Origin of the sequence: Microbacterium sp. NPDC090281 (assembly GCF_044769635.1) — a bacterium.
Classification (GTDB): domain Bacteria; phylum Actinomycetota; class Actinomycetes; order Actinomycetales; family Microbacteriaceae; genus Microbacterium.
The window spans coordinates 917,599-936,951 of the sequence record NZ_JBIVYH010000001.1 but is presented as its reverse complement, the minus strand read 5'-3'; the positions used below and the strand labels follow the sequence as shown (position 1 = coordinate 936,951).

Sequence of the window (19,353 nt, the reverse complement as noted above, 5' to 3'; positions counted from 1 at the left end):
GACTACTTCTTCCGCGCCTCGAGGGCCGCGATCACCTGCGGCACCACCGCGAACACGTCGCCGACGATGCCGAAGTCCGCGACGTCGAAGATCGGCGCCTCGGGGTCTTTGTTGATCGCGACGATGTTCTTCGACGTCTGCATGCCCGCACGGTGCTGGATCGCACCGGATATGCCGAGTGCGACATACAGCTGCGGCGACACCGACACCCCGGTCTGTCCGACCTGGTGAGACTGCGGGATGTACCCCGCATCGACGGCAGCTCTGGAGGCGCCGACGGCCGCGCCGAGAGCATCTGCGAGCTCCTCGACGAGAACGAACTTCTCCTTCGACGCGAGACCACGACCGCCGGAGACGACGCGCGCTGCTCCGCGCAGTTCTGGACGGGAGGATGCGACCTCCACCGCCTCGACCGGACCGGCGGTCGCTGCGACAGCCCCGGACGGTGTGACATCGAGCACCTCGACCGAGTGGGAAGGAACGGCCTCAGCGCGCGCATCCACCGCGCCCTGGCGCACCGTGATCACCGGAGTGCCGAAGGTGGGAGCCGAGTCGACGAGGAATGCCCCACCGTAGACGGAGTGGTGGGCGACGATGCCCTCGTCATCGCGGGAGACACCCACGGCGTCGACGGAGAGCGCACTCTTCGTGCGCACGGCGAAGCGTCCCGCGACGTCGCGACCGGAGATCGAGTTCGAGATGAGCACGGCGTCGGGGCGCAGCTGTGCGGCCGCGGCCTGCAGAGCATCCACGATCGGCACGGTGAGCGCGGCTGGGTCGCCCTCGGCGGTCAGCACGACGGAGGCTCCCGCCGCAGCGGCCTGATCCACCGCGGCCGGGCTGCCTCCGACGATCAGCGCGACGGGCGAGCCGATCGTCGAGGCCGCCCCGATGAGCGCAGCAGTGCTGGTCGCGACGTAGCCGGACGGGTCGACATCGATGAGGACGAGGATCGGGTTCTCGGAGGAAGTCATCTCACACCAGCCTGTTCTGCACAAGGTAGTCGACGAGCTTGTCGGCCGCGTCGCCCTCATCGGTGATCTTCACGCCGGCAGCCCGCGGGGGCTTCTCCGACACGGTCGTCATGATGGTCCGCGGAGCGGCGGACGGGTCTGCCGAGACGTCGAGGTCGGCGAGCGAGAGCACCTCGAGCGGCTTCTTCTTCGCGGCCATGATGCCCTTGAAGTTGGGGAAGCGTGCGTCGGGGAGCGCCTCGGTGATCGAGATCACGGCCGGGAGCGGCGCTGACACCGGCTGGCTTCCGGCATCCGCACCCCGGATTCCGGAGATGCCGTCGGCGGTGATCTCGACCGATGTGAGCGCCGTCGCCTGAGCGAAGCCGAGGTGCTCGGCGAGCATCGCGGGAAGGACACCACCGGATCCGTCTGTCGACAGGTTGCCGGTGATCACGAGATCGGGGGCGCCACGGCGGATTGCCGCGGCGAGCACCTCTGCGGTGAGACCGAGGTCGGCGCCGGCGAGCTGCTCGTCGGCGATGTGCACGGCCGAGCCCGCACCGATCGCGAGCGCTCTGCGCACGGAAGCCGTCGAGCCTCCGGGCGCCATTGCGACGGCCACCACCTCGGTGCCGTCATTCTTGTCGGCATAGCTGAGCGCGACCTCGAGAGCCCGCTCCGTGATCTCATCGAGGACGACATCGCCGGCCGCACGGTCGGCGAGCCCCGTCTCGAGATTCAGCTTGCGATCGCCATAGGTGTCCGGCACCTCTTTGACCAGGACGAAGATCTTCATCGATTGCTCCTCACGACTGCTGCAATTCTAGACCGCGATACTGAGTTCCAGCTCACTTGCGACTGAGGCCCACCCGCGCCGACTTCGCCTACGTCGCGCGCCGTCGCCGGGGCGCAGCCTCCCGCCGCTACCGTAGAGACGTGACCCGACCCCGACCGCTGCCCATCGATCCGCTCGCCGAGGCGAAGCGCCAGTGGCTCGCGCACGGATGGACGGATGCCGCGGACGGCATGGCGGTCGTCACCTCGGTCATGCGGGCCCAGCAGCTGCTGCTGGCGCGCGTCGATGCCGCCCTCAAACCGTTCTCGCTCAGCTTCGCCAGGTTCGAGGTGCTGCGCCTGCTGGCCTTCAGCCGTGCGGGCAGCCTCCCGCTGTCGAGCGTGGTCGCCCGCCTGCAGGTGCATCCGACCACGGTCACGAGCACGGCGGAACGACTGGTCCGCGACGGCCTGATCGCGCGTGAGCCGCACCCGCACGACGGACGCGCAGCCCTCCTCGTCCTGACGGAGTCCGGCCGGGAACTGGTCGAGCGCGCCACCAAGGCCCTCAACGCCGACGTCTTCGCCGAGCCGGGCATGAGCCGTGACGACGCCGCCGAGCTCGTCGCGATCGTGGCCCGGCTTCGCAAGGACGCGGGCGACTTCGCCGATCCGCGCCCGCAGCCCGAAGCCCTCTGACATGGCCCGGTTCGCGCTCGAGACGATCATCGGCGCGACTCCCGCCGAAGTGTTCGCCGCGTCGCTCGACCCCGCGCTCCATGTGAAGAGCATGGCCCGATACGGCGAGTCGATGGTCGAGGCACCGGCCGGCGGCGTCTTCACCGAAGGCAGCACCGCGACCTGGCGGGCACGCCACTTCGGCATCCCGTTCCGTCTGCGCTCGATCGTGTTCGACATCGATCCACCCCACGGGTTCTCGGACCGACAGATCTCCGGCCCGTTCGGCGCCTTGCTGCACGAGCACCGGTTCGAGGAGCATCCGGACGGCACCCTGATGCGCGACACCGTGACCTTCCGCTCACCGTTCGGTCCGCTCGGGCGGCTCGTCGACGCGATGTTCATGCGCGCATACATGCGCCGGCTGATCGCAGAGCGCAACGCGATTCTCGCCGCCGAGTTCGAGGGTCCCGGGCGTACGCTTTCGGCATGAGCGAACTGCGTCTGCACACCGTCCTCACCGGCCGCGGTCCCGCTGCGGCGATCCTCCTCAGCGATGAGCAGGTCGCATCTCTCGGTGCCGGAAAGGCCTTCCCGGTGGCCGTGACCATCGGCGGACGCACCGCACGCCTGCGCCTGGCGCGGATGGGCAGCGAGAACATGATCGGCTTCAGCAAGGCCGTGCGCGGCGACCTCGGACTCGAGATCGATCAGGAGATCGACGCCGTGATCCGGGTGGATTCCGCCGAGCGCACGGTCGACGTTCCGGCCGAGCTCGCCGCAGCGCTTGACGCCGACCCCGCGCTGCGCACCGCCTTCGACGCCCTGTCGTACACCGTGCGCAAAGAGCACGCGCGGAGCGTGACCGAGGCCAAGCAGGAGGCCACGCGCGAGCGCCGGATCGCCAAGATCGTCGATTCTCTCGGCGGCTGACGGCTCCTCGGTTCCGGCACTCATCGCGTCATCTCTGCGGGCGCTCAGCGGTTCTGGAAGTCGGGCGCCCGCTTCTCCCGGAAGGCCGACATGCCCTCCTTCTGATCCGCGGTGTCGAACAGCGCGGCGAAAGCCTGCTTCTCGTGCGCGAGCCCCTCAGCCAGGGTCGTCTCCATCGCGGCATCCAGCGCGGCCTTCGCGGCGTAGACCGACGGCAGCGACTTCGAGGCGATGGTGTCGGCGAGCTTCGTCGCCTCGGCGAGGAGGTCGGATGCCGGCACGACGCGTGACACGAGGCCGGAGCGCTCCGCCTCCTCCGCGCCCATGAACCGCCCGGAGAGCACCAGCTCTGCCGCCTTGTAGTAGCCGACCGCGCGGATCAGACGCTGCGTGCCGCCCATGCCGGGGATGACGCCGAGGTTGATCTCGGGTTGACCGAACTTGGCGTTGTCTGCGGCCAGGATGATGTCGCACATCATCGCCAGCTCGCATCCGCCGCCCAGGGCGAAGCCTGCGACTGCCGCGATCACGGGGGTCCGCACCGCGGCGAACTCGTGCCAGACGCCGAAATGGTCGGTCTCGAGCATCTGCGCCGCGGACATGCCCTCCATCTCCTTGATGTCGGCACCGGCGGCGAAGGCCTTCTCAGACCCGGTCACCACGATCGCGCCGACGCCCTCATCCGCATCGAAGGCGAGCGCGGCGGCGGTGACCTCTTCCGCAAGCCGGCTGTTCAACGCGTTCAGCGCTTCCGGGCGGTTCAGGGTGATCCGCCCCACCCGTCCGCGCTGCTCGACCAGGATCGTCTCGTACTCGGTCATGTCGCCCTCTCCGTCGTGGTGTTCTTCAGCATTCACCCTGGCCGTCGAATCGCGCAAATGGCCGCATGTTCGCCCCGGATCGGGCCATTTGCGCGATTCGAAACCGGCCGTCAGACCCGGTCGTCGCGGATGTCGGTGATGATCCCGGAGAAGTCGCGCGTCGCACCATCGCCGGCGGCGAACGCGGCGTAGAGCTCCTGCGCGAGCCGGCCCATGCGCGCATCCGTCGAGGTCTGCTCGATCGCCTGCAGCGCGAGACCGAGGTCCTTGGCCATCAGGGCCCCGGCGAAACCCGGCTGATAGTCGCGGTTGGCCGGGCTCGTGGGCACCGGGCCCGGGACGGGGCAGTTGGTCGTGATCGACCAGCACTGACCGGATGCCTGTGACACCACGTCGAACAGCGCCTGGTGCTCGAGTCCGAGCCGCTCCCCCAGCACGAATGCCTCGGCCACCGCGATCTGCGAGACCGCGAGCACCATGTTGTTGCACACCTTCGCCGCCTGACCGAGGCCGGGACCGCCGCAGTGCACGATGCGCGTGCCCATGACTTCCAGCAACGGAAGCGCCGCAGCGAAGTCGTCCTCCGACCCGCCGACCATGAACGCGAGCGTGCCGTTCTCGGCCCCCACGACGCCGCCCGACACCGGCGCGTCGACGTTGCGGTGCCCGGCGGCGAGCGCGAGCGCGTGCGCGGCCCGAGCTTCGTCGACGGCGATGGTCGACGACTCGATGAAGAGCGTGTCGGGCTTGGCGGCCGCCAGCAGTTCGGTGCGATACGCCTCGATCACGTGCTTCCCCGCGGGGAACATCGTGATGACGACATCCGCTCGAGCCACGGCTTCCGCTCCGCTCGCCGCCACCGGGATGCCGGCCGCCTGCGCCGCCTCGATCGCCGCGGGCACGAGGTCGAAGCCATGCACCTCGTGCCCCGCCGCGACGAGGTTCTTCGCCATCGGCAGCCCCATGTGTCCGAGGCCGAGGAACGCGACCACCGCCTTCGCAGACGAGGTGGTCATGATGCGCTCCGCATCTGGTCGCCGCCGCTGCGCTGGAGGGACGCCGAGCCCGCTGGTCGCAGCATCTCTCGTCCGACGATCAGTCGCATGATCTCATTCGTCCCTTCCAGGATCTGGTGCACCCGCAGATCGCGGACGACCTTCTCGATGCCGTAGTCCTGCAGATAGCCGTAGCCGCCGTGCAGCTGCAGCGCGCGGTTCGCGACGTCGAAGCCGGCGTCGGTCGCGAAGCGCTTGGCCATGGCGCAGCGCATCGTGGCGTCCGGCGCGTGGTCGTCGACCGCTTGCGCCCCGTCGCGCACCATCAGGCGAGCCGCGTGCAGCTGCGTGCGCATGTCGGCGATCGCGAACAGGATCGACTGCTTCTCGGCGAGAGGTTCACCGAAGGCCACACGCTCATGCACGTACTGCACCGCGCGGTCGAGGGCCCACTCCGCGCCGCCGAGCGAGCATGCGGCGATGTTGAGGCGTCCGCCGTTGAGCGCCGACATCGCGATCGCGAAGCCTCGCCCTTCGTCGCCGAGCATCGCGGATGCCGGAACCCGGAGGCCGTCGAAGATCACCTGTCGCGTCGGCTGGGCATGCCAACCCATCTTCTTCTCGAGGGCTCCGAAGCTCAGCCCCTCAGCGTCTCCCGGCACCAGGAAGGCGCTGATCCCGCGGGCACCCGGCTCCCCCGTGCGCGCCATCACGACATAGACGGCGGCCTCGCCCGCACCGGAGATGAACTGCTTCACCCCGGTGAGCACGTAGTCGTCGCCGTCGCGGACCGCACTGGTCGCGATGTTCGCGGCGTCCGATCCTGCGCCGGGCTCGGTGAGGCAGTAGCCCCCGAACTCCGACATGGCGGTGAGCTTCGGCAGCCATCGTCCGCGCTGGGTGTCGTCACCGTAGGTGTCGATCATCCAGACGACCATGTTGTGGATGGAGATGTAGGCGGCGACGGCGGGGTCGGCCTTCGCGAGCTCCTCGAAGATCGCCACCGTGTCGATGCGGCTGAGGCCGGTGCCGCCGAACTCCTCGCGCACATAGATGCCGCCGAGGCCGAGCTCACCGCCCCGGTTCAGCGATTCCCGCGGGAACAGATGCTTCTCGTCGCGCTCCGCGGCGAAAGGTGCGAGCTCGCTCTCGGCGAACTCGCGGACGGCATCGAGGATCGCCTCGCGCTCCTCGGCGGTGGTGGTGGCGGTGGTCATGGTCATCGTGATTCCTTGTGGGAGTGTGCCGGGACTAGTGCATGGTGGGGATGACGAAGCTGGCACCGTCGCGGATGCCGGCCGCGGGCCAGCGGCTCGTCACCGTCTTGGTCTTCGTGTAGAAGCGGAAGGCGTCGGTCCCGTGCTGGTTGAGGTCGCCGAAGCCGCTGCGCTTCCAGCCGCCGAACGTGTAATACGCGATCGGCACGGGGATCGGCACGTTCACCCCGACCATCCCGACCTCGACGCGGGCCGCGAAGTCGCGGGCGGCGTCGCCGTCACGAGTGAAGATCGCGACACCGTTGCCGTATTCGTGCTCGGAGGCCATGCGCAGCGCCTCCTCGTAGTCTGCGGCGCGGGCGATCACCAGCACCGGGCCGAAGATCTCCTCGCGGTAGATCGCCATGTCGGTGGTGACATGGTCGAACAGGGTCGGTCCGAGGTAGAAACCCTCTTCGTGTCCTTCGACCGTGAAGCCGCGGCCGTCGGCGAGGAGCGTCGCCCCCTCGTCGACACCCTGCTGGATGTAGCCCTCTACCCGTTCCACGGCCGCCCGCGTGACCAGGGGCCCGTAGTCGACGTCGGCCGCGAGAGAGGGGCCGATCCGCAGCTGCGCGACTCGTTCAGTGAGCTTGGCCGCGAGCGCATCAGCCGCCTCCTGCCCCACGGGGACAGCGACCGAGATGGCCATGCAGCGCTCGCCCGCCGAGCCGTAGCCCGAGCCGATCAGCGCGTCGACGGTCTGGTCGAGGTCGGCGTCGGGCATCACGATCATGTGGTTCTTCGCACCGCCGAAGCACTGCGCACGCTTGCCGTGGGCTGCGGCCGTCGCATAGATGTATTCGGCGATCGGCGTCGAGCCGACGAAGCCGACGGCGCGGATGCGGTCGTCGGTGAGCAGGGTGTCGACCGCTTCCTTGTCGCCGTGCACGACGTTGAGGACACCGGCGGGGAGGCCGGCTTCGAGGAAGAGCTCGGCGATGCGCACCGGCACCGAGGGGTCGCGCTCGCTGGGCTTGAGCACGACCGCATTGCCGGCGGCGAGCGCAGGACCCGCCTTCCACAGCGGGATCATGGCGGGGAAGTTGAACGGGGTGATCGCGGCGACGACCCCGAGCGGCTGCCGCATCGAGTAGACGTCGATCCCGGTTCCGGCACCGGTGGAGTACTCGCCCTTGAGCAGGTGCGGGGCGCCGGCTGCGAACTCGATGACCTCGAGGCCGCGCTGGATGTCGCCCTTCGCATCATCGACCGTCTTGCCGTGCTCGCTCGCGAGCAGCTCGGCCAGCGAGGTCATCTCGCGCTGCACCAGGTCGAGGAAGCGCAGCAGCACGCGAGCGCGTTTCTGCGGGTTGGTCGCACCCCAGGCGACCTGGGCCTCTTCGGCGTTCGCGATCACGCGGCGCACCTCGTCGGCCGAAGCCAGAGGAACACGCGCCTGCACCGCGCCCGTGCTCGGGTCGAACACGTCGGCGAAGCGACCGGAGTCGGGAGTGAGAAGCGATCCGCCCACGAAGTGCGGGATAGTACGAGTCATTGTGTGACATCCCTTCGTGCCGTCATTGGCACATTGGAGAGTTTACTCGGAGGGCCGGACATTTACTAGGACATCCTTGTATATCGATCCACTCGGCGCCTCGCTCGGATCGAGGTTGTTCGCATCGCGTTCACCGCCCCGTCATCTCGGCCGAGTACAACTGCAAGTGCGCGGACAGAGACTCAGACCGGATCGGGTGTCACGTCTACCGCGCGCACGGTGAGCGCTCTCGCTCCCGTCGCGGCTCCCACGCCGCGAGACCCCCGCCGAATCGGGTCGGCGGGGGTCCTCCTCGTGGGGCGGCGAGTGGGGCGGGGAGCGGGGCGGGGAGCGGCCGGGAACCTGCCGCATCCGAATTAGAATCGAGGGTGCGCCGCCACCCCTGGCGCATCCGCTTCGGCGTCCCGACCCCGGACGCCCGTTCCCCCGAGGACCGCACCATGTCCGAACCCCTCACCGTGTCCATCCGCCGCGAAGTCGACCCCGAGCGCATCGTCGAGGCGACCGCCTGGGTGCAGACGGGGGTGAACCTCGCGACGAAGTATCCGGGCTTCCTCGGCTCCGGCTGGGTGCGCGCCGGCGAGGACTCGCAGGTGTGGCACATGCTCTACCGCTTCGCGAGCGAGGATTCGCTCACCGCGTGGGAGCAGTCGGCCGAGCGGGCGTGGTGGCTGTCGATGGGCGAGGGCTTCGTGCGCAGCGAGCGCTCCAAGCGCCGCACCGGGATCGAGGGCTGGTTCGACGAGCCGACCACCGGCACGATCACGCTGCCCTCCTCCGACGGCACCACCGAGACCGTCACGGTCGCTCCGGCCCCGCCGCGGTGGAAGCAGGCGACCTCGATCTGGCTGGGCTTCTTCCCCGTGAATCTCGCTTTCACCTACGCGATGAGCCCCGTGCCGGGGTGGAACGAGCTGCCGATCTGGCTGCGGGTACTCGTCACCACCCTCGTGCTCACGCCGATCATGGCGTACTGGGTGCTCCCGTTCGTCACCCGGTCACTGCGGAGCTGGCTCACGCGCTGACGCCCGTCTCACCCGATCATGCGGGATCAGGCGACGGCCAGCCGAAGCGCCCGCTCGATCTCGGCGACGACATCGGTGAGCGGACCGGGGCGGCGCACCAGGTAGAGGGTGTTGATCGGCGGGTCGTCGGTCTCGCGCAGCACGGCCAGCCGCCCGTCGGCGAGCTCCTCGGCGATCAGGTAGGTCGGCAGCACCGTGATCCCCGCTCCGGCGACGGCTGCCGCGGCGAGGGCTCGGAGGTCGGGCACGATCAGGGCGGGTTCGCGCTCGAGACGGAGGCCGAACACATGCCGCCAGTACCGCCGCAGGATCGGCACGTCGTGCGCGTACGCGAGGAGCGGGATGCCCTCGAGGGCGCTCGGCACGAGTTCAGCGGAAGCGCTGACCCCGAGCGACGGCGCGGCGACCAGCGCGAACTCCTCGTCGACGAGGGCCGCAGCAGGAAGCGCGCGCCCCTTCGGGCGGATGGCCGAGAGCACGAGATCGAGGCTTCCGGCACCGAGCTGTTCGAGCAGCTCATCCGCCAACCCCGTGGTGACGGTGATCCGCCGCCCCTCCGCGATCATCGGCGCCAGCGCCGGCATCACCACGCGCTCGACGAACTCACCCGCTCCGCCGATGCGCACCGGCGGAGCGGTGGCCGGCGACGGGCTTCCGACGACGAGGGCGAGCGCGTCGAGCGGCCCGGCCACGCGCGCGGCCAGATCGTCTGCGCGGGGAGTGGGGACGATCCCGCGCGCATGGCGGATGAAGAGCGGCTCCCCCATGCTCCGCTCCAGCGCCTGCAGCTGCGTCGTCACGGAGGACTGGGCGATGCCCAACATCCGCGCCGCCGCCGACACCGACCCGGAGCGATGCGCGGCGAGGAAGGTCCGCCACAGGGCGAGATCGCGCAGTCCATCGGAATTCCGATCGTTCATATCGCGAATCTATCGGAATCGGATGCGAACATCAGTCGTTGTCCTCGGTATCGCATCCGCACGGCGTCTGCCGTCAGACCTTCTGGAGCACGCATGTCCTCTGTTCTCTTCGTCGTCACCGGCGCCCGCACCTGGACCCTCGCCGATGGCACCGCGCACCCGACCGGCTACTGGGCGGAAGAACTGCTGACCCCCTACCGACTGCTCAGCGAGGCCGGCCACACGGTGTCGTTCGCGACCCCGGGTGGCGTCGCACCGGTAGCCGATGCGTCCAGCCTCGCCGAGGGCGACGCCGAGTCGATCGCCGCGATCGACGGGCTCACCGCCCCGCTGGTTCTGGCCGACGTCGACCCCGCAACGTATGACGCGGTCTACTACCCCGGTGGCCACGGCCCCATGCAGGATCTGGCGGTCGACGAAGACTCCGCCGCACTGATCACGGCGACGCTCGCCACCGGCCGCCCGCTCGCCGCCGTCTGCCACGGGCTCGCAGCTCTGCTCCCCGCCCGCACCGCGGCCGGAGAATCGGTCGTGGCCGGACGCCGCATCACCGGGTTCACCGACGAGGAGGAGCGCATCGGCGGCCTCGCCGACCGTGCCCCGTTCCTGCTCGAGAGCGAGCTGCGGGCGCGGGGCGCCGAGCTCGACATCGCCTCCCCGTGGAGCGACCACACCGTGGTCGACGGGCTGCTCATCACCGGCCAGAACCCGCAGTCGTCGGCATCCGCCGCTCGGGCGCTCGTCGCCGCACTCGCCTGAGCGAGACCGGCGCCGCGATCACCGCGGCGCCGGTTCCGCTCCGTCTCGGGGCTACGCCCCACTCGTCTTCCCCTTGTCCGCTGACTCCACGAGCGAGAGCGGATCCGCGATGTCCTCCAGCGACTTCCCCGCAGCGCTCACCCCGAACACTCCGCAGACGATGCCGCCGAACATCATGATCGCCGCACCGAGCACGTAGCCCCAGAACAGCGGGCCGCGGTCGCCGCTTTCGGCGCTCTGACCGATCAGGGCGCCGTAGAGGACCGGTGCGATCGCACCGACCAGCTGCCCGATGGAGAAGATGTAGGAGATGACCTGGCTGCGCAGCTCCAACGGGAAGATCTCGCTCACGGTCAGATAGGCCGCGGAGGCGCCGGCGGAAGCGAAGAAGAACGAGGCACACCAGAATGCCGTGTGCGTCGCCGCGTTCAGCACTCCGGCGTTGAACAGGAAGGCGCTCACGAGAAGGATGAGGCCGGCGAGCATGTACGTGCCGAACAACATCCGTCGGCGGCCCCAGGTGTCGAAGAAGTGCCCGAGGATGAGCGCACCGGCGAGATTGCCCACCGCGAACACGATGAAGTACTGCGACGCCGAAGCCGGCGGGGTGTCGTAGAAGTTCTCCAGCACCAGCGCGTACGTGAAGAAGATCGCGTTGTAGAGGAACGACTGCGTCACCATCATCGTGATGCCCACCAGGGTGCGCCGCGGGTACTTGCGGAACAGCACCTTCGCGATGACGAGGAACGGCACGCGGCCGTATTCCTTGACCGTGATCGCCTTGCTCTCGTCCACAGGCGGGATCGTCTTGCCCTCCTTGCGGATGCGCTCCTCGATCTCGTCGACGTTGCGCTCTGCGGCCTCCTCGCGGCCGTGGGTCATCTGCCAGCGCGGGCTCTCCGGGATGTGCCGGCGCATGTAGATGAGCAGCAGCCCGAGTATGGGGCCGAGGAAGAAGCTGAGCCGCCACCCGATGTCCTCCGGCAGGATGTCGGTGTTCAGGAAGAACACGTTCGCCACCGCACCGAGCGCCGCGCCACCCCAGTAGGTGCCGTTGATCGCGATGTCGACACGTCCGCGGTAACGCGCCGGGATGATCTCGTCGATCGCCGAGTTGATCGCCGCGTACTCGCCGCCGATGCCGGCACCGGCGACGAACCGCCAGATGTAGAAGAACCAGGGCGCGAAGGCGAGACCGGCGACGGCGGATCCGACCAGGTAGACCGCGAGCGAGACGAGGAAGAGCTTCTTGCGTCCGAGGCGATCGGTGAGGCGTCCGAAGAAGAGTGCTCCGAACACCTGGCCGAGCAGGTAGCACGTGCCGGCCAGCCCGACCTCGGCCGGTCCCATACCGAGGGTGGCGGCATACCCGTTCGCGGCGACGATCTGCACTTCGAGGCCGTCGAGGATCCACGAGAAGCCGAGCCCGACGACGATCAGCCAGTGGAATCGCGACCACGGCAGCCGGTCCATGCGCGCAGGAACGAGCGATTTGACCTCTTTGACGGTGGCGTCGGATGCGGACATGGACCCTCCTTCGTGCGCGGGGCGGAAACTCCCCGGCATCTGTCTTACTCCGAGGAGGAATTCGGTGCACCGCCTTGACCGCGGGGATCCCGCCGCGCTAAGCACGACGAAAGGCCCCGATGCGGTCGACGCATCAGGGCCTTTCGTCGGTCGGGTCAGTCGGTGACGTGCCGCTCGTCGGGGCCGTCGTAGAAGGACAGCGGACGGATGAGCGCGTTCGATCCGGCCTGCTCGATCACGTGCGCGGTCCAGCCCGTCACCCGTGCCGCCACGAAGAGCGGCGTAAACGTGAGGGTGTCGAACCCGATCAGGTTGTAGGCCGGACCCGAGGGGTAGTCGAGGTTCGGGTAGATGCCCTTGCGCGCGACGAACTCCGACTCGAGCGCGTCGTAGAGAGCGGCCACATCGGGGCGGTCGTAATGCTCCACGAGGGTGTCGAGCGCGGCCTTCATGGTCGGCACGCGGGAGTCGCCCTTCTTGTAGACGCGGTGCCCGAAGCCCATGATCTTCCGCTTCTCGGCGAGAGCCGCATCCAGCCAGGGCACGACGTTGCCGGCCGTGCCGATGTCGTCGAAGATATGCAGCACCGCCTCGTTGGCGCCACCGTGCAGCGGACCCTTGAGCGCGCCGATCGCACCGACCACTGCCGAGTAGATGTCACTCAGGGTCGAGGTGATCACGCGCGCGGTGAACGTCGAGGCGTTGAAGGAGTGCTCGGCGTAGAGGATCATCGAGCGGTTGAAGGCATCCACCACGACGTCGTCCGCCTCTTCTCCGAACGTCATCCAGAGGAAGTTCGCGGAGTAGTCGAGGTCGTCACGGGGTGCGATGATCTCCTGGCCGCGACGACGACGCTGACCGTAGGCGACGATCGCCGGGAGGGCGGCGAACAGGCGGATGCTGCGCTCGAGGTTCTGCTCCGGACTGCCGCCCGCGTCGAGCACCGAGCCGCCGGCACCGGGGTCGGAGGCGCCGATCAGGCTGACCGCGGTGCGCACCTCGTCCATCGGGTGCGCGTCGAGCGGTACCAGATCGATCGCGGTCTTGACGTTATCGGCGAGCGCGCGATGCTTCCGCTCCTCCAGCCGGAATGCCGCGAGCTCTTCCGGAGTGGGCAGTTCGCCGTTCCACAGCAGGTAGGCGACGGCCTCGAACGGCTGCGTGTCGGCCAGCTCCTGCACGGGGTAGCCGCGATACAGCAGGCTGTTCGTCTCGGGGTTGACCTTCGAGATCGCGGTCGTGTCGACGACGACGCCAGCGAGGCCCTTCTTGATGTCCGGCTCGGTCATGGTCACTCCTTCGTGATGGTGAAGTTGAAGACGCCCGAGTCGAAGTGGTTGTACGACTCGTAGTCGATCAGATCGTAGAGATCGGCGCGGTGCTGCATCTCGCCGAGCTTCGAGGTCAGGTGCCCCTCGTCGTTCAGCGTATCGAGCGCACGGCCCGCCGCCCCCATCGAGATGCGCAGCAGCGACACCGGCCAGATCACCAGGTTCACCCCGGCGTCGCGAAGCTGGTCGACCGAGAACAGCTCGCTCTTGCCGAACTCGGTCATGTTCGCCAGGATCGGCACGTCGAGCGCCTCGGCCATGGCTTCGAACTCGGCGAGCGTACGCATGGCCTCGGGGAACACCGCGTCGGCACCGGCATCCACCAGCGCCTTGGCGCGGTCGATCGCGGCGTCCAACCCCTCGACGGCCCGGATGTCGGTACGCGCCATGATGAGGAAGTTCTCGTCGCGACGGGCGTCGGCGGCGGCACGGATGCGCTTGATCGCGGTGTTCTCGTCGACCACGGCCTTGCCGTCGAGGTGTCCGCAGCGCTTCGGGTTGATCTGGTCCTCGATGTGCGTGCCGGCGAGGCCCGCGTCTTCGAGCTCCTGGATCGTGCGGGCGACGTTCATCGGCTCGCCGAAGCCGGTGTCGGCGTCGACGATCGCAGGGAGGTCGGTCATGCGGGCGATCTGCTTCGCGCGTCCGGCGACCTCGGTGAGCGTGGTGAGGCCGATGTCGGGCAGGCCCAGGTCGGCTGCGAGCACGGCGCCGGAGATGTAGACCCCGTCGAAGCCCTTCTGCTCGATCAGGCGGGCGCTCAGGGGGTTGAACGCGCCGGGGAAGCGCAGCAGCTCGCCGCTCGCGAGGCGCTCGCGGAACAGCCGGCGCTTCTCGGCGGGCGTGACGGTGGAGTACAGCATCAGAAGAGTCCCGCAGGAGACGGCGCTGCCTCGAGCAGGCCGGGCTTCGCGACGATCGACAGCTCGCCGACCTCGGCCGCGGTCAGCTCGGGCAGGCGCTGCACGAGGGCGAGGAACCGCTCGATCTCGGCCGGCTCGAGCACGGGCTCTGCCAGCACACGGAACTTCGCGATGTAGTTCTCGCGGGCGAACGGACGAGCTCCGAGCGGGTGCGCATCGGCCACGGCGATCTCGTCGACCACGGTGGAGCCATCGGTCAGGCGGATCTCGACGCGACCGCCGAACGCCTTCTCGTCCGGGTCTTCGGAGTGGTAGCGGCGCGTCCACTCGGCATCCTCGGCCGTGGTGATCTTGTGCCACAGCGCGACGGTGTCGGCACGGCCCGCACGCTCGGGGGCGTAGGAGTCGACGTGGTGCCAGCCGCCATCCTGCAGCGCGACCGCGAAGATGTAGGGCACCGAGTGGTCGAGCGTCTCGCGCGATGCGGTCGGGTCGTACTTCTGCGGGTCGTTCGCGCCGGAGCCGATCACGTTGTGGGTGTGGTGGCTGGTGTGGATGACGATCGACTCGATGTTCGCGGGGTCGCGCAGCGCCGGGTTCGAGGTTCCGAGCTTGCGGGCGAGGTCGATCAGCGCCTGGGCCTGGTACTCGGCCGAGTGCTCCTTCGTGTACGAGTCGAGGATCGCGCGCTTGGGCTCACCCGCGGCGGGCAACGGCACGTCGTAGGAGGCATCCTTGCCGTCGAGCATCCAGGCGATCACGCCGTCTTCGCCTTCGTAGATCGGCGCGGGGCTGGTCTGGCCGCGCATGGCCCGGTCGACCGCCTCGACGGCCATCTTGCCGGCGAAGGCGGGGGCATGCGCCTTCCAGGTCGAGATCTCGCCCTTGCGGCTCTGACGCGTGGCGGTCGTGGTGTGAAGGCCCTGGCCGACGGCCTGGTAGATGGTCTCGACATCGAGGCCGAGCAGGGTGCCGATGCCGGCGGCGGCCGACGGGCCGAGGTGGGCGACGTGGTCGATCTTGTGCTTGTGCAGGCAGATCGCGCGCACCAGGTCCATCTGGATCTCGTAGCCGGTGGCGATGCCGCGCACGAGCGCGCGGCCGTCCTTGCCGACGTGCTGCGCGACCGCGAGGATCGGCGGGATATTGTCGCCGGGGTGCGAGTACTCCGCGGCCAGGAACGTGTCGTGGTAGTCGAGCTCGCGCACGGCCACGCCGTTCGCCCAGGCCGCCCATTCGGGGCTGGTGCGGTGGTCGAGCGCCGCCCCGAAGAGGTTCGCGCCGACGCCGCCGGTCGAGACGGGGTGGCTGAACGCCTGCGCACGGGCCGCGTTGATCGGCGCGCGGGTGAGGGAGGCCGCCGCCACCGACGCGTTGTCGATGATGCGGTTGATGATCATGTCGACGACGTCCTGCTCGACCTCGACCTGGTCGGCGGCGACCTCGGCGATCTTCCAGGCGAGCTGGTCTTCCCTGGCGAGGTTCTCGGAGCTTGGGTGCACACGGACGTGGTGGGTGACAGTCATTTCTTATCCTTCACTGTTGCGAGAGTCGACACTGTTGCTGGAGTCGAGGGAGTCGAGGATGCCGGCGAGCGCGTTGTGCAGGTGCACGTGCGTGGCGTGGGCGGCGAGGTCGCCGTCGCGGGCGGCGAGCGCTTCGGCGATGGTGCGGTGCTCGGCGGCGGAGGCCGCGAGGCGGGTGGGCTTGTCGCGGGCCATCCGGCGCACCCGCACGAGGTGCGTGCGCACGGTGCGCAGCGCCGAGGCGATGTAGTCGTTGGCGACAGCGGCGTCGAGGGCGGCGTCGAAGCGGGCGATCAGCGCGTAGTAGGCGTCGCGGCCTTCGACCGCAGCGAGGTCGACGTGCGCGAATTCGTCGGCGAGGGCGGCGAACAGGGCAGCGTCTCCCCTGGCGGCGGCGAGGCGGGCCGAGCTCTCCTCGAGTGCGCGGCGGATCTCGAAGAGAGAGCGGATGTCGTCGGCGTCGAGGTCAGCGACCACCGTGACCCGCGGCGACTGCTGCACGACGAGGCCATCCGCGATGAGCCGTCGCAGCGCTTCGCGCATCGGGGTGCGACTCACGCCGAGGCGTTCGGCCTGTTCGACCTCGCCGAGCACGAAGCCGGCCGCAAGAGCGCCGGACTGGATGTCGTCGAGCAGGGCCGCATACGCGCGATCGCTCGCGGTGGTGCGTTCGACAACCAGGGTCATGCCCTCAGTGTATACATAAAGCGGCTAGACGGGTTCAGATCTCTTCCGAAGAGCGCTTCTCGTATACATTCTCTCCCGCCGGCACCGGCTCGATGAACTCCGGGGCGGAGGGCTCACCCAGCTTGACGACCACGACGCCGACGAGCACGAGCACGCCGCCGAGAGCCTGCAGCAGGTCGGTCAACTGCCCGAGCAGCAGCCATCCGAACAGCAGAGCAGCGACCACCTCGGCGAGGGCGACGAACGACGCGAGGCGCGAACCCAGCATCCGCGTCGAGGCGATGCCGAGCAGATAGGCGAGCGCAGTCGCGACGACACCCATCGCCAGCACCGGGACGAACCAGGGCACGCTGCCGAACCGGTACGCGATGTCGTCGGTCGTCCAGGTGATCGGCAGCACGCCGATCGCCCCGGCTGCGGTGAGCCCGAGTGCCCCGAGCAGCAGACCGCTGCCGGCGAGCGCGATGGGCGGCAGCCCCGTGTCGGCCTTGGCGGAGAGCACGAAGTACGTCGCCGCTCCCACCATGGCTCCGAGCGCCCACAGGATGCCGGCCACGTTCACATCGGCCCCGGTGAGGATGTCGAGCATGAGCACCAAGCCGACGAAGGCGATGGCCGCACCGATGATGCTCCGGCGCGTCGGGCGCTCCCCTCGCCGCAGCCAGAGCCACAGCAGCACCGCGACCGGGGCGGTGTACTCGATGAGCAGAGCCAGCCCCACATCCATGACCGCGACGGCCTGGAAGTAGAAGAGCTGCGTCGCCGTGACCGCGAGCAGTCCGTAGGCGAGGATCATGCCGGCGTTGCGACGTAGCAGCCCCCAGCGTCCACGCAGCGACAGGATCGTGGGGATGAGCAGCACGAGGGCTGCGACCCAGATGCGTGCGGTGACTGCGGCGCCAGGAGTCCATCCGGCATCGATGAGCCCGCGCGCCCAGCCGCCGGACATGCCGAAGGCGAAGGCTGCGGCGATCGCGAGCGGCAGCCCGAGGCGCACGTCACGTGCGGACGCGACCACCGTGTCACTGCTCACCTTGCTCATGATCGATGACGCTACTCGCGCGCGCTGTAAGATGTCAACATGATCTTCACCGATGACACGGAGGATGCCCTGCGCTCCGCCGTCTGGCTCGTGAACTCCGCGGAGCATCCGGACACGCTGACCGACATCGCCGACGAGGCCGCGTTCCTCGAGGAGTTCCCCTACACCGGGCGACTCGACCGCGACGCGAAGGAGGTCGCCTCACTGCGCAGCCTGCGCCCCCGTCTGCGCGCGATGCTGCTGGCACCCCGCGACGAGATGGCCGCCCACGTCAACGACGCCCTCGCGGAATCACGCCTCACCCCCGCATTGCGCCGCCACGACGGCACCGACTGGCACCTGCACGCCGTGGCCGACGACCACCCCCTCGCGGAGCGCGTGCTGATCGAGACCGCGATGGCCATGATCGATGTCATCCGCTCCGACGAGGGCTCGCGCCTCACCGTCTGCGAAGACGACACCTGCCAGGCGATCGCGCTCGACCTGTCCCGCAACCGCTCGAAACGGTACTGCTCGACCACGTGCGCGAACCGCAACGCCGTCGCCGCCTACCGCGCCCGGCTCGCCGAAGCCTGACCCGGCGCGGACGCGGCCTCGCGCTTCACCCCCGCGCTCCGGCCGCCGCACTCCGGCCGGCCCCGCACTCCGGCCAGGCCCGCACTCCGGCCAGGCCCGCGCTCCATCCGCCCCGACCCGCTCCATCCGGCCCCCACGCTCCGGCTGGCCCACCTCGACCCGCTCCGCTCCGGTCGCAGTTCCTGCCGGATTCTTCGCGATCAGGCGGCACCAACTGCGACCGGAGCGGCGGCAGGCAGCACCAACTGCGACCGGAGGACCACCGCCGACCGCCAACCCCCTGCCCCTGCCCCCTGCCCCTGCCCCCTGCGGTCCGGCTGTCACTCCACGCTCCGGTCGCACTTCCTGCCGGATTCTTCGCGATCAGGCGGCACCAACTGCGACCGGAGCGGCAGCAGGCGGCACCAACTGCGACCGGAGCGGCAGTAGGCGGCGCCAACTGTGACCGGAGGGCCACCGCCGACCCGCGCACCGCGCGCAGATGCGCGCGGCAGATCGCGCGCGGGCGCAACCTGCTCTGGACGCCACCTGTCATAACAGGTACAGTGAACCTGTCATTACAGGTTGCGCAGCGCCGCAGCATCCTTTACGAGGAGCACCGATGCCCGAGTTCCACACCCCGCCGATCTCTCCGATGGCGATCGCCTTCGACGCCGAGAAGCTCACGCTCTCGCCCGAAGGACCGACCCTCACCCGGCGGATGTCCGACCTCGAGGGGCTCTTCCTCGATGCCGAGGCCTGGGCCGCAACATCCGCCGGCGAGAACCCCGTGGTCTACACGGTCGTGAGCTCCCCCGTGCCCGAGATCGACCGGGAGCTGCCGCAGTCGATCACCACGATCATGCCCGGCGACACAGCCGGCGAGCTCTGGATGACCAAGGGACACCAGCACCCGAACCACCAGGGCGAGATCTACCTGGCGTTGAAGGGTCAGGGCGGACTGCTGATGTTCGACGGCGAGCGCACCGAGTGGCTCGACATGCTGCCCGGCACCATCGGCTACATCCCCCCGGGCTGGGCGCACCGCTCGGTCAACACCGGCGACGAGCCCTACGCCTTCCTCGCGGTGTATCCGGGAGGAGCAGGGCACGACTACGGCTGGGTGCTGGAGCACGGAATGGGCTCGCGTGCCTATCGCGCAGCCTCCGGCGTCGACCTGCGTCCCTACGCGGAATAGGCTCCGGCC

20 protein-coding genes are annotated in these 19,353 nt (G+C 69.2%); 7 read left to right on the top strand and 13 right to left on the bottom strand.

The window, feature by feature from the left end; translation table 11 throughout:
• Window positions 1–2 precede the first annotated feature (2 nt).
• Both ACIQTX_RS04485 and ACIQTX_RS04480 read right to left on the bottom strand, forming a co-directional pair.
• Complete coding sequence (locus ACIQTX_RS04485) at window positions 3–974, bottom strand: electron transfer flavoprotein subunit alpha/FixB family protein (protein ID WP_402969416.1); 972 nt, start codon at window positions 972–974, stop codon at window positions 3–5.
• A 1-nt stretch (window position 975) separates the two neighbouring features.
• Window positions 976–1,752, bottom strand: coding sequence for an electron transfer flavoprotein subunit beta/FixA family protein (locus tag ACIQTX_RS04480; RefSeq protein ID WP_402969414.1), 777 nt, complete (start codon window positions 1,750–1,752; stop codon window positions 976–978).
• A 140-nt stretch (window positions 1,753–1,892) separates the two neighbouring features.
• On the opposite strand from ACIQTX_RS04480, the gene ACIQTX_RS04475 reads away from it, so the two are divergent.
• Genes ACIQTX_RS04475 through ACIQTX_RS04465 form a run of 3 tightly spaced genes read left to right on the top strand, consistent with a single transcriptional unit; the run spans window position 1,893 to window position 3,341 of the window.
• Complete coding sequence (locus ACIQTX_RS04475; RefSeq protein ID WP_028500751.1) at window positions 1,893–2,429, top strand: MarR family winged helix-turn-helix transcriptional regulator; 537 nt, start codon at window positions 1,893–1,895, stop codon at window positions 2,427–2,429.
• 1 nt (window position 2,430) lies between these two features.
• Complete coding sequence (locus ACIQTX_RS04470; RefSeq protein ID WP_402969411.1) at window positions 2,431–2,901, top strand: SRPBCC family protein; 471 nt, start codon at window positions 2,431–2,433, stop codon at window positions 2,899–2,901.
• Entirely contained in the window at window positions 2,898–3,341 is a 444-nt protein-coding gene (locus ACIQTX_RS04465) for a YdeI/OmpD-associated family protein (RefSeq protein ID WP_402969408.1), read from the top strand. Before ACIQTX_RS04470 ends, ACIQTX_RS04465 begins: the two co-directional genes overlap by 4 nt.
• 44 nt (window positions 3,342–3,385) lie before the next feature.
• Here the strand turns inward: ACIQTX_RS04465 and ACIQTX_RS04460 are convergent, their stop codons facing one another.
• The 4 genes from ACIQTX_RS04460 to ACIQTX_RS04445 all read right to left on the bottom strand — a co-directional run bounded on the left by ACIQTX_RS04460 (window position 3,386) and on the right by ACIQTX_RS04445 (window position 7,911).
• A complete protein-coding gene (locus ACIQTX_RS04460; RefSeq protein ID WP_402969405.1) occupies window positions 3,386–4,162 on the bottom strand; it encodes an enoyl-CoA hydratase-related protein in 777 nt (258 codons plus the stop codon).
• Window positions 4,163–4,272: 110 nt separating this feature from the next.
• Complete coding sequence (gene mmsB, locus ACIQTX_RS04455; protein ID WP_402969402.1) at window positions 4,273–5,178, bottom strand: 3-hydroxyisobutyrate dehydrogenase; 906 nt, start codon at window positions 5,176–5,178, stop codon at window positions 4,273–4,275.
• The gene (locus tag ACIQTX_RS04450; RefSeq protein ID WP_402969399.1) at window positions 5,175–6,380 is read right to left on the bottom strand and encodes an acyl-CoA dehydrogenase family protein; all 1,206 of its coding nucleotides are present in this window, start codon (window positions 6,378–6,380) and stop codon (window positions 5,175–5,177) included. Before ACIQTX_RS04450 ends, mmsB begins: the two co-directional genes overlap by 4 nt.
• Before the next feature lie 28 nt (window positions 6,381–6,408).
• On the bottom strand, window positions 6,409–7,911 hold the full coding sequence (locus ACIQTX_RS04445; protein WP_402969396.1) for a CoA-acylating methylmalonate-semialdehyde dehydrogenase: 1,503 nt from the start codon (window positions 7,909–7,911) through the stop codon (window positions 6,409–6,411).
• A gap of 440 nt (window positions 7,912–8,351) precedes the next feature.
• On the opposite strand from ACIQTX_RS04445, the gene ACIQTX_RS04440 reads away from it, so the two are divergent.
• On the top strand, window positions 8,352–8,936 hold the full coding sequence (locus ACIQTX_RS04440; protein WP_058632958.1) for an antibiotic biosynthesis monooxygenase: 585 nt from the start codon (window positions 8,352–8,354) through the stop codon (window positions 8,934–8,936).
• A 26-nt stretch (window positions 8,937–8,962) separates the two neighbouring features.
• Here ACIQTX_RS04440 and ACIQTX_RS04435 read toward each other — a convergent pair whose 3' ends face one another.
• Window positions 8,963–9,856, bottom strand: a complete 894-nt coding sequence (locus ACIQTX_RS04435; RefSeq protein WP_402969392.1) for a LysR family transcriptional regulator — start codon at window positions 9,854–9,856, stop codon at window positions 8,963–8,965.
• A gap of 93 nt (window positions 9,857–9,949) precedes the next feature.
• Between ACIQTX_RS04435 and ACIQTX_RS04430 the strand changes: the two genes are divergently transcribed.
• Complete coding sequence (locus tag ACIQTX_RS04430) at window positions 9,950–10,615, top strand: type 1 glutamine amidotransferase domain-containing protein (RefSeq protein WP_402969389.1); 666 nt, start codon at window positions 9,950–9,952, stop codon at window positions 10,613–10,615.
• Window positions 10,616–10,666: 51 nt separating this feature from the next.
• Here the strand turns inward: ACIQTX_RS04430 and ACIQTX_RS04425 are convergent, their stop codons facing one another.
• The 6 genes from ACIQTX_RS04425 to ACIQTX_RS04400 form a co-directional block, all read right to left on the bottom strand.
• Window positions 10,667–12,142, bottom strand: coding sequence for an MFS transporter (locus ACIQTX_RS04425; protein ID WP_105528463.1), 1,476 nt, complete (start codon window positions 12,140–12,142; stop codon window positions 10,667–10,669).
• Window positions 12,143–12,297: 155 nt separating this feature from the next.
• A complete protein-coding gene (locus tag ACIQTX_RS04420) occupies window positions 12,298–13,431 on the bottom strand; it encodes a bifunctional 2-methylcitrate synthase/citrate synthase (protein ID WP_402969386.1) in 1,134 nt (377 codons plus the stop codon).
• A 2-nt stretch (window positions 13,432–13,433) separates the two neighbouring features.
• Window positions 13,434–14,336 (bottom strand): methylisocitrate lyase, encoded by a 903-nt coding sequence (gene prpB / locus ACIQTX_RS04415; protein ID WP_402969383.1) that lies wholly within the window; start codon window positions 14,334–14,336, stop codon window positions 13,434–13,436.
• On the bottom strand, window positions 14,336–15,862 hold the full coding sequence (locus ACIQTX_RS04410; RefSeq protein ID WP_402969380.1) for an MmgE/PrpD family protein: 1,527 nt from the start codon (window positions 15,860–15,862) through the stop codon (window positions 14,336–14,338). Before ACIQTX_RS04410 ends, prpB begins: the two co-directional genes overlap by 1 nt.
• A gap of 3 nt (window positions 15,863–15,865) precedes the next feature.
• Window positions 15,866–16,549 carry a GntR family transcriptional regulator gene (locus ACIQTX_RS04405; RefSeq protein ID WP_402969377.1) on the bottom strand — a complete coding sequence of 228 codons (684 nt, stop codon included), beginning with the start codon at window positions 16,547–16,549 and terminating at the stop codon, window positions 15,866–15,868.
• A gap of 34 nt (window positions 16,550–16,583) precedes the next feature.
• Window positions 16,584–17,591, bottom strand: a complete 1,008-nt coding sequence (locus ACIQTX_RS04400) for an EamA family transporter (RefSeq protein WP_402969374.1) — start codon at window positions 17,589–17,591, stop codon at window positions 16,584–16,586.
• A gap of 39 nt (window positions 17,592–17,630) precedes the next feature.
• Here ACIQTX_RS04400 and ACIQTX_RS04395 point away from each other — a divergent pair, with 39 nt between their 5' ends.
• Together ACIQTX_RS04395 and ACIQTX_RS04390 are read left to right on the top strand one after the other, a co-directional pair.
• The gene (locus ACIQTX_RS04395; protein WP_028500769.1) at window positions 17,631–18,167 is read left to right on the top strand and encodes a CGNR zinc finger domain-containing protein; all 537 of its coding nucleotides are present in this window, start codon (window positions 17,631–17,633) and stop codon (window positions 18,165–18,167) included.
• 601 nt (window positions 18,168–18,768) lie between these two features.
• Window positions 18,769–19,344 (top strand): glucose-6-phosphate isomerase family protein, encoded by a 576-nt coding sequence (locus tag ACIQTX_RS04390; protein ID WP_402969371.1) that lies wholly within the window; start codon window positions 18,769–18,771, stop codon window positions 19,342–19,344.
• Window positions 19,345–19,353: the final 9 nt, after the last annotated feature.

Coding starts and splice junctions, on each gene's coding strand:
- ACIQTX_RS04450 (WP_402969399.1), bottom strand. CDS start 6,380: ATGACCATGACCACCGCCACCACCACCGCCGAGGAGCGCGAGGCGATC.
- ACIQTX_RS04395 (WP_028500769.1), top strand. CDS start 17,631: ATGATCTTCACCGATGACACGGAGGATGCCCTGCGCTCCGCCGTCTGG.
- ACIQTX_RS04405 (WP_402969377.1), bottom strand. CDS start 16,549: ATGACCCTGGTTGTCGAACGCACCACCGCGAGCGATCGCGCGTATGCG.
- ACIQTX_RS04390 (WP_402969371.1), top strand. CDS start 18,769: ATGCCCGAGTTCCACACCCCGCCGATCTCTCCGATGGCGATCGCCTTC.
- ACIQTX_RS04445 (WP_402969396.1), bottom strand. CDS start 7,911: ATGACTCGTACTATCCCGCACTTCGTGGGCGGATCGCTTCTCACTCCC.
- ACIQTX_RS04480 (WP_402969414.1), bottom strand. CDS start 1,752: ATGAAGATCTTCGTCCTGGTCAAAGAGGTGCCGGACACCTATGGCGAT.
- ACIQTX_RS04465 (WP_402969408.1), top strand. CDS start 2,898: ATGAGCGAACTGCGTCTGCACACCGTCCTCACCGGCCGCGGTCCCGCT.
- ACIQTX_RS04460 (WP_402969405.1), bottom strand. CDS start 4,162: ATGACCGAGTACGAGACGATCCTGGTCGAGCAGCGCGGACGGGTGGGG.
- ACIQTX_RS04420 (WP_402969386.1), bottom strand. CDS start 13,431: ATGACCGAGCCGGACATCAAGAAGGGCCTCGCTGGCGTCGTCGTCGAC.
- ACIQTX_RS04435 (WP_402969392.1), bottom strand. CDS start 9,856: ATGAACGATCGGAATTCCGATGGACTGCGCGATCTCGCCCTGTGGCGG.
- ACIQTX_RS04440 (WP_058632958.1), top strand. CDS start 8,352: ATGTCCGAACCCCTCACCGTGTCCATCCGCCGCGAAGTCGACCCCGAG.
- ACIQTX_RS04400 (WP_402969374.1), bottom strand. CDS start 17,591: ATGAGCAAGGTGAGCAGTGACACGGTGGTCGCGTCCGCACGTGACGTG.
- mmsB (WP_402969402.1), bottom strand. CDS start 5,178: ATGACCACCTCGTCTGCGAAGGCGGTGGTCGCGTTCCTCGGCCTCGGA.
- ACIQTX_RS04425 (WP_105528463.1), bottom strand. CDS start 12,142: ATGTCCGCATCCGACGCCACCGTCAAAGAGGTCAAATCGCTCGTTCCT.
- ACIQTX_RS04410 (WP_402969380.1), bottom strand. CDS start 15,862: ATGACTGTCACCCACCACGTCCGTGTGCACCCAAGCTCCGAGAACCTC.
- ACIQTX_RS04485 (WP_402969416.1), bottom strand. CDS start 974: ATGACTTCCTCCGAGAACCCGATCCTCGTCCTCATCGATGTCGACCCG.
- prpB (WP_402969383.1), bottom strand. CDS start 14,336: ATGCTGTACTCCACCGTCACGCCCGCCGAGAAGCGCCGGCTGTTCCGC.
- ACIQTX_RS04470 (WP_402969411.1), top strand. CDS start 2,431: ATGGCCCGGTTCGCGCTCGAGACGATCATCGGCGCGACTCCCGCCGAA.
- ACIQTX_RS04430 (WP_402969389.1), top strand. CDS start 9,950: ATGTCCTCTGTTCTCTTCGTCGTCACCGGCGCCCGCACCTGGACCCTC.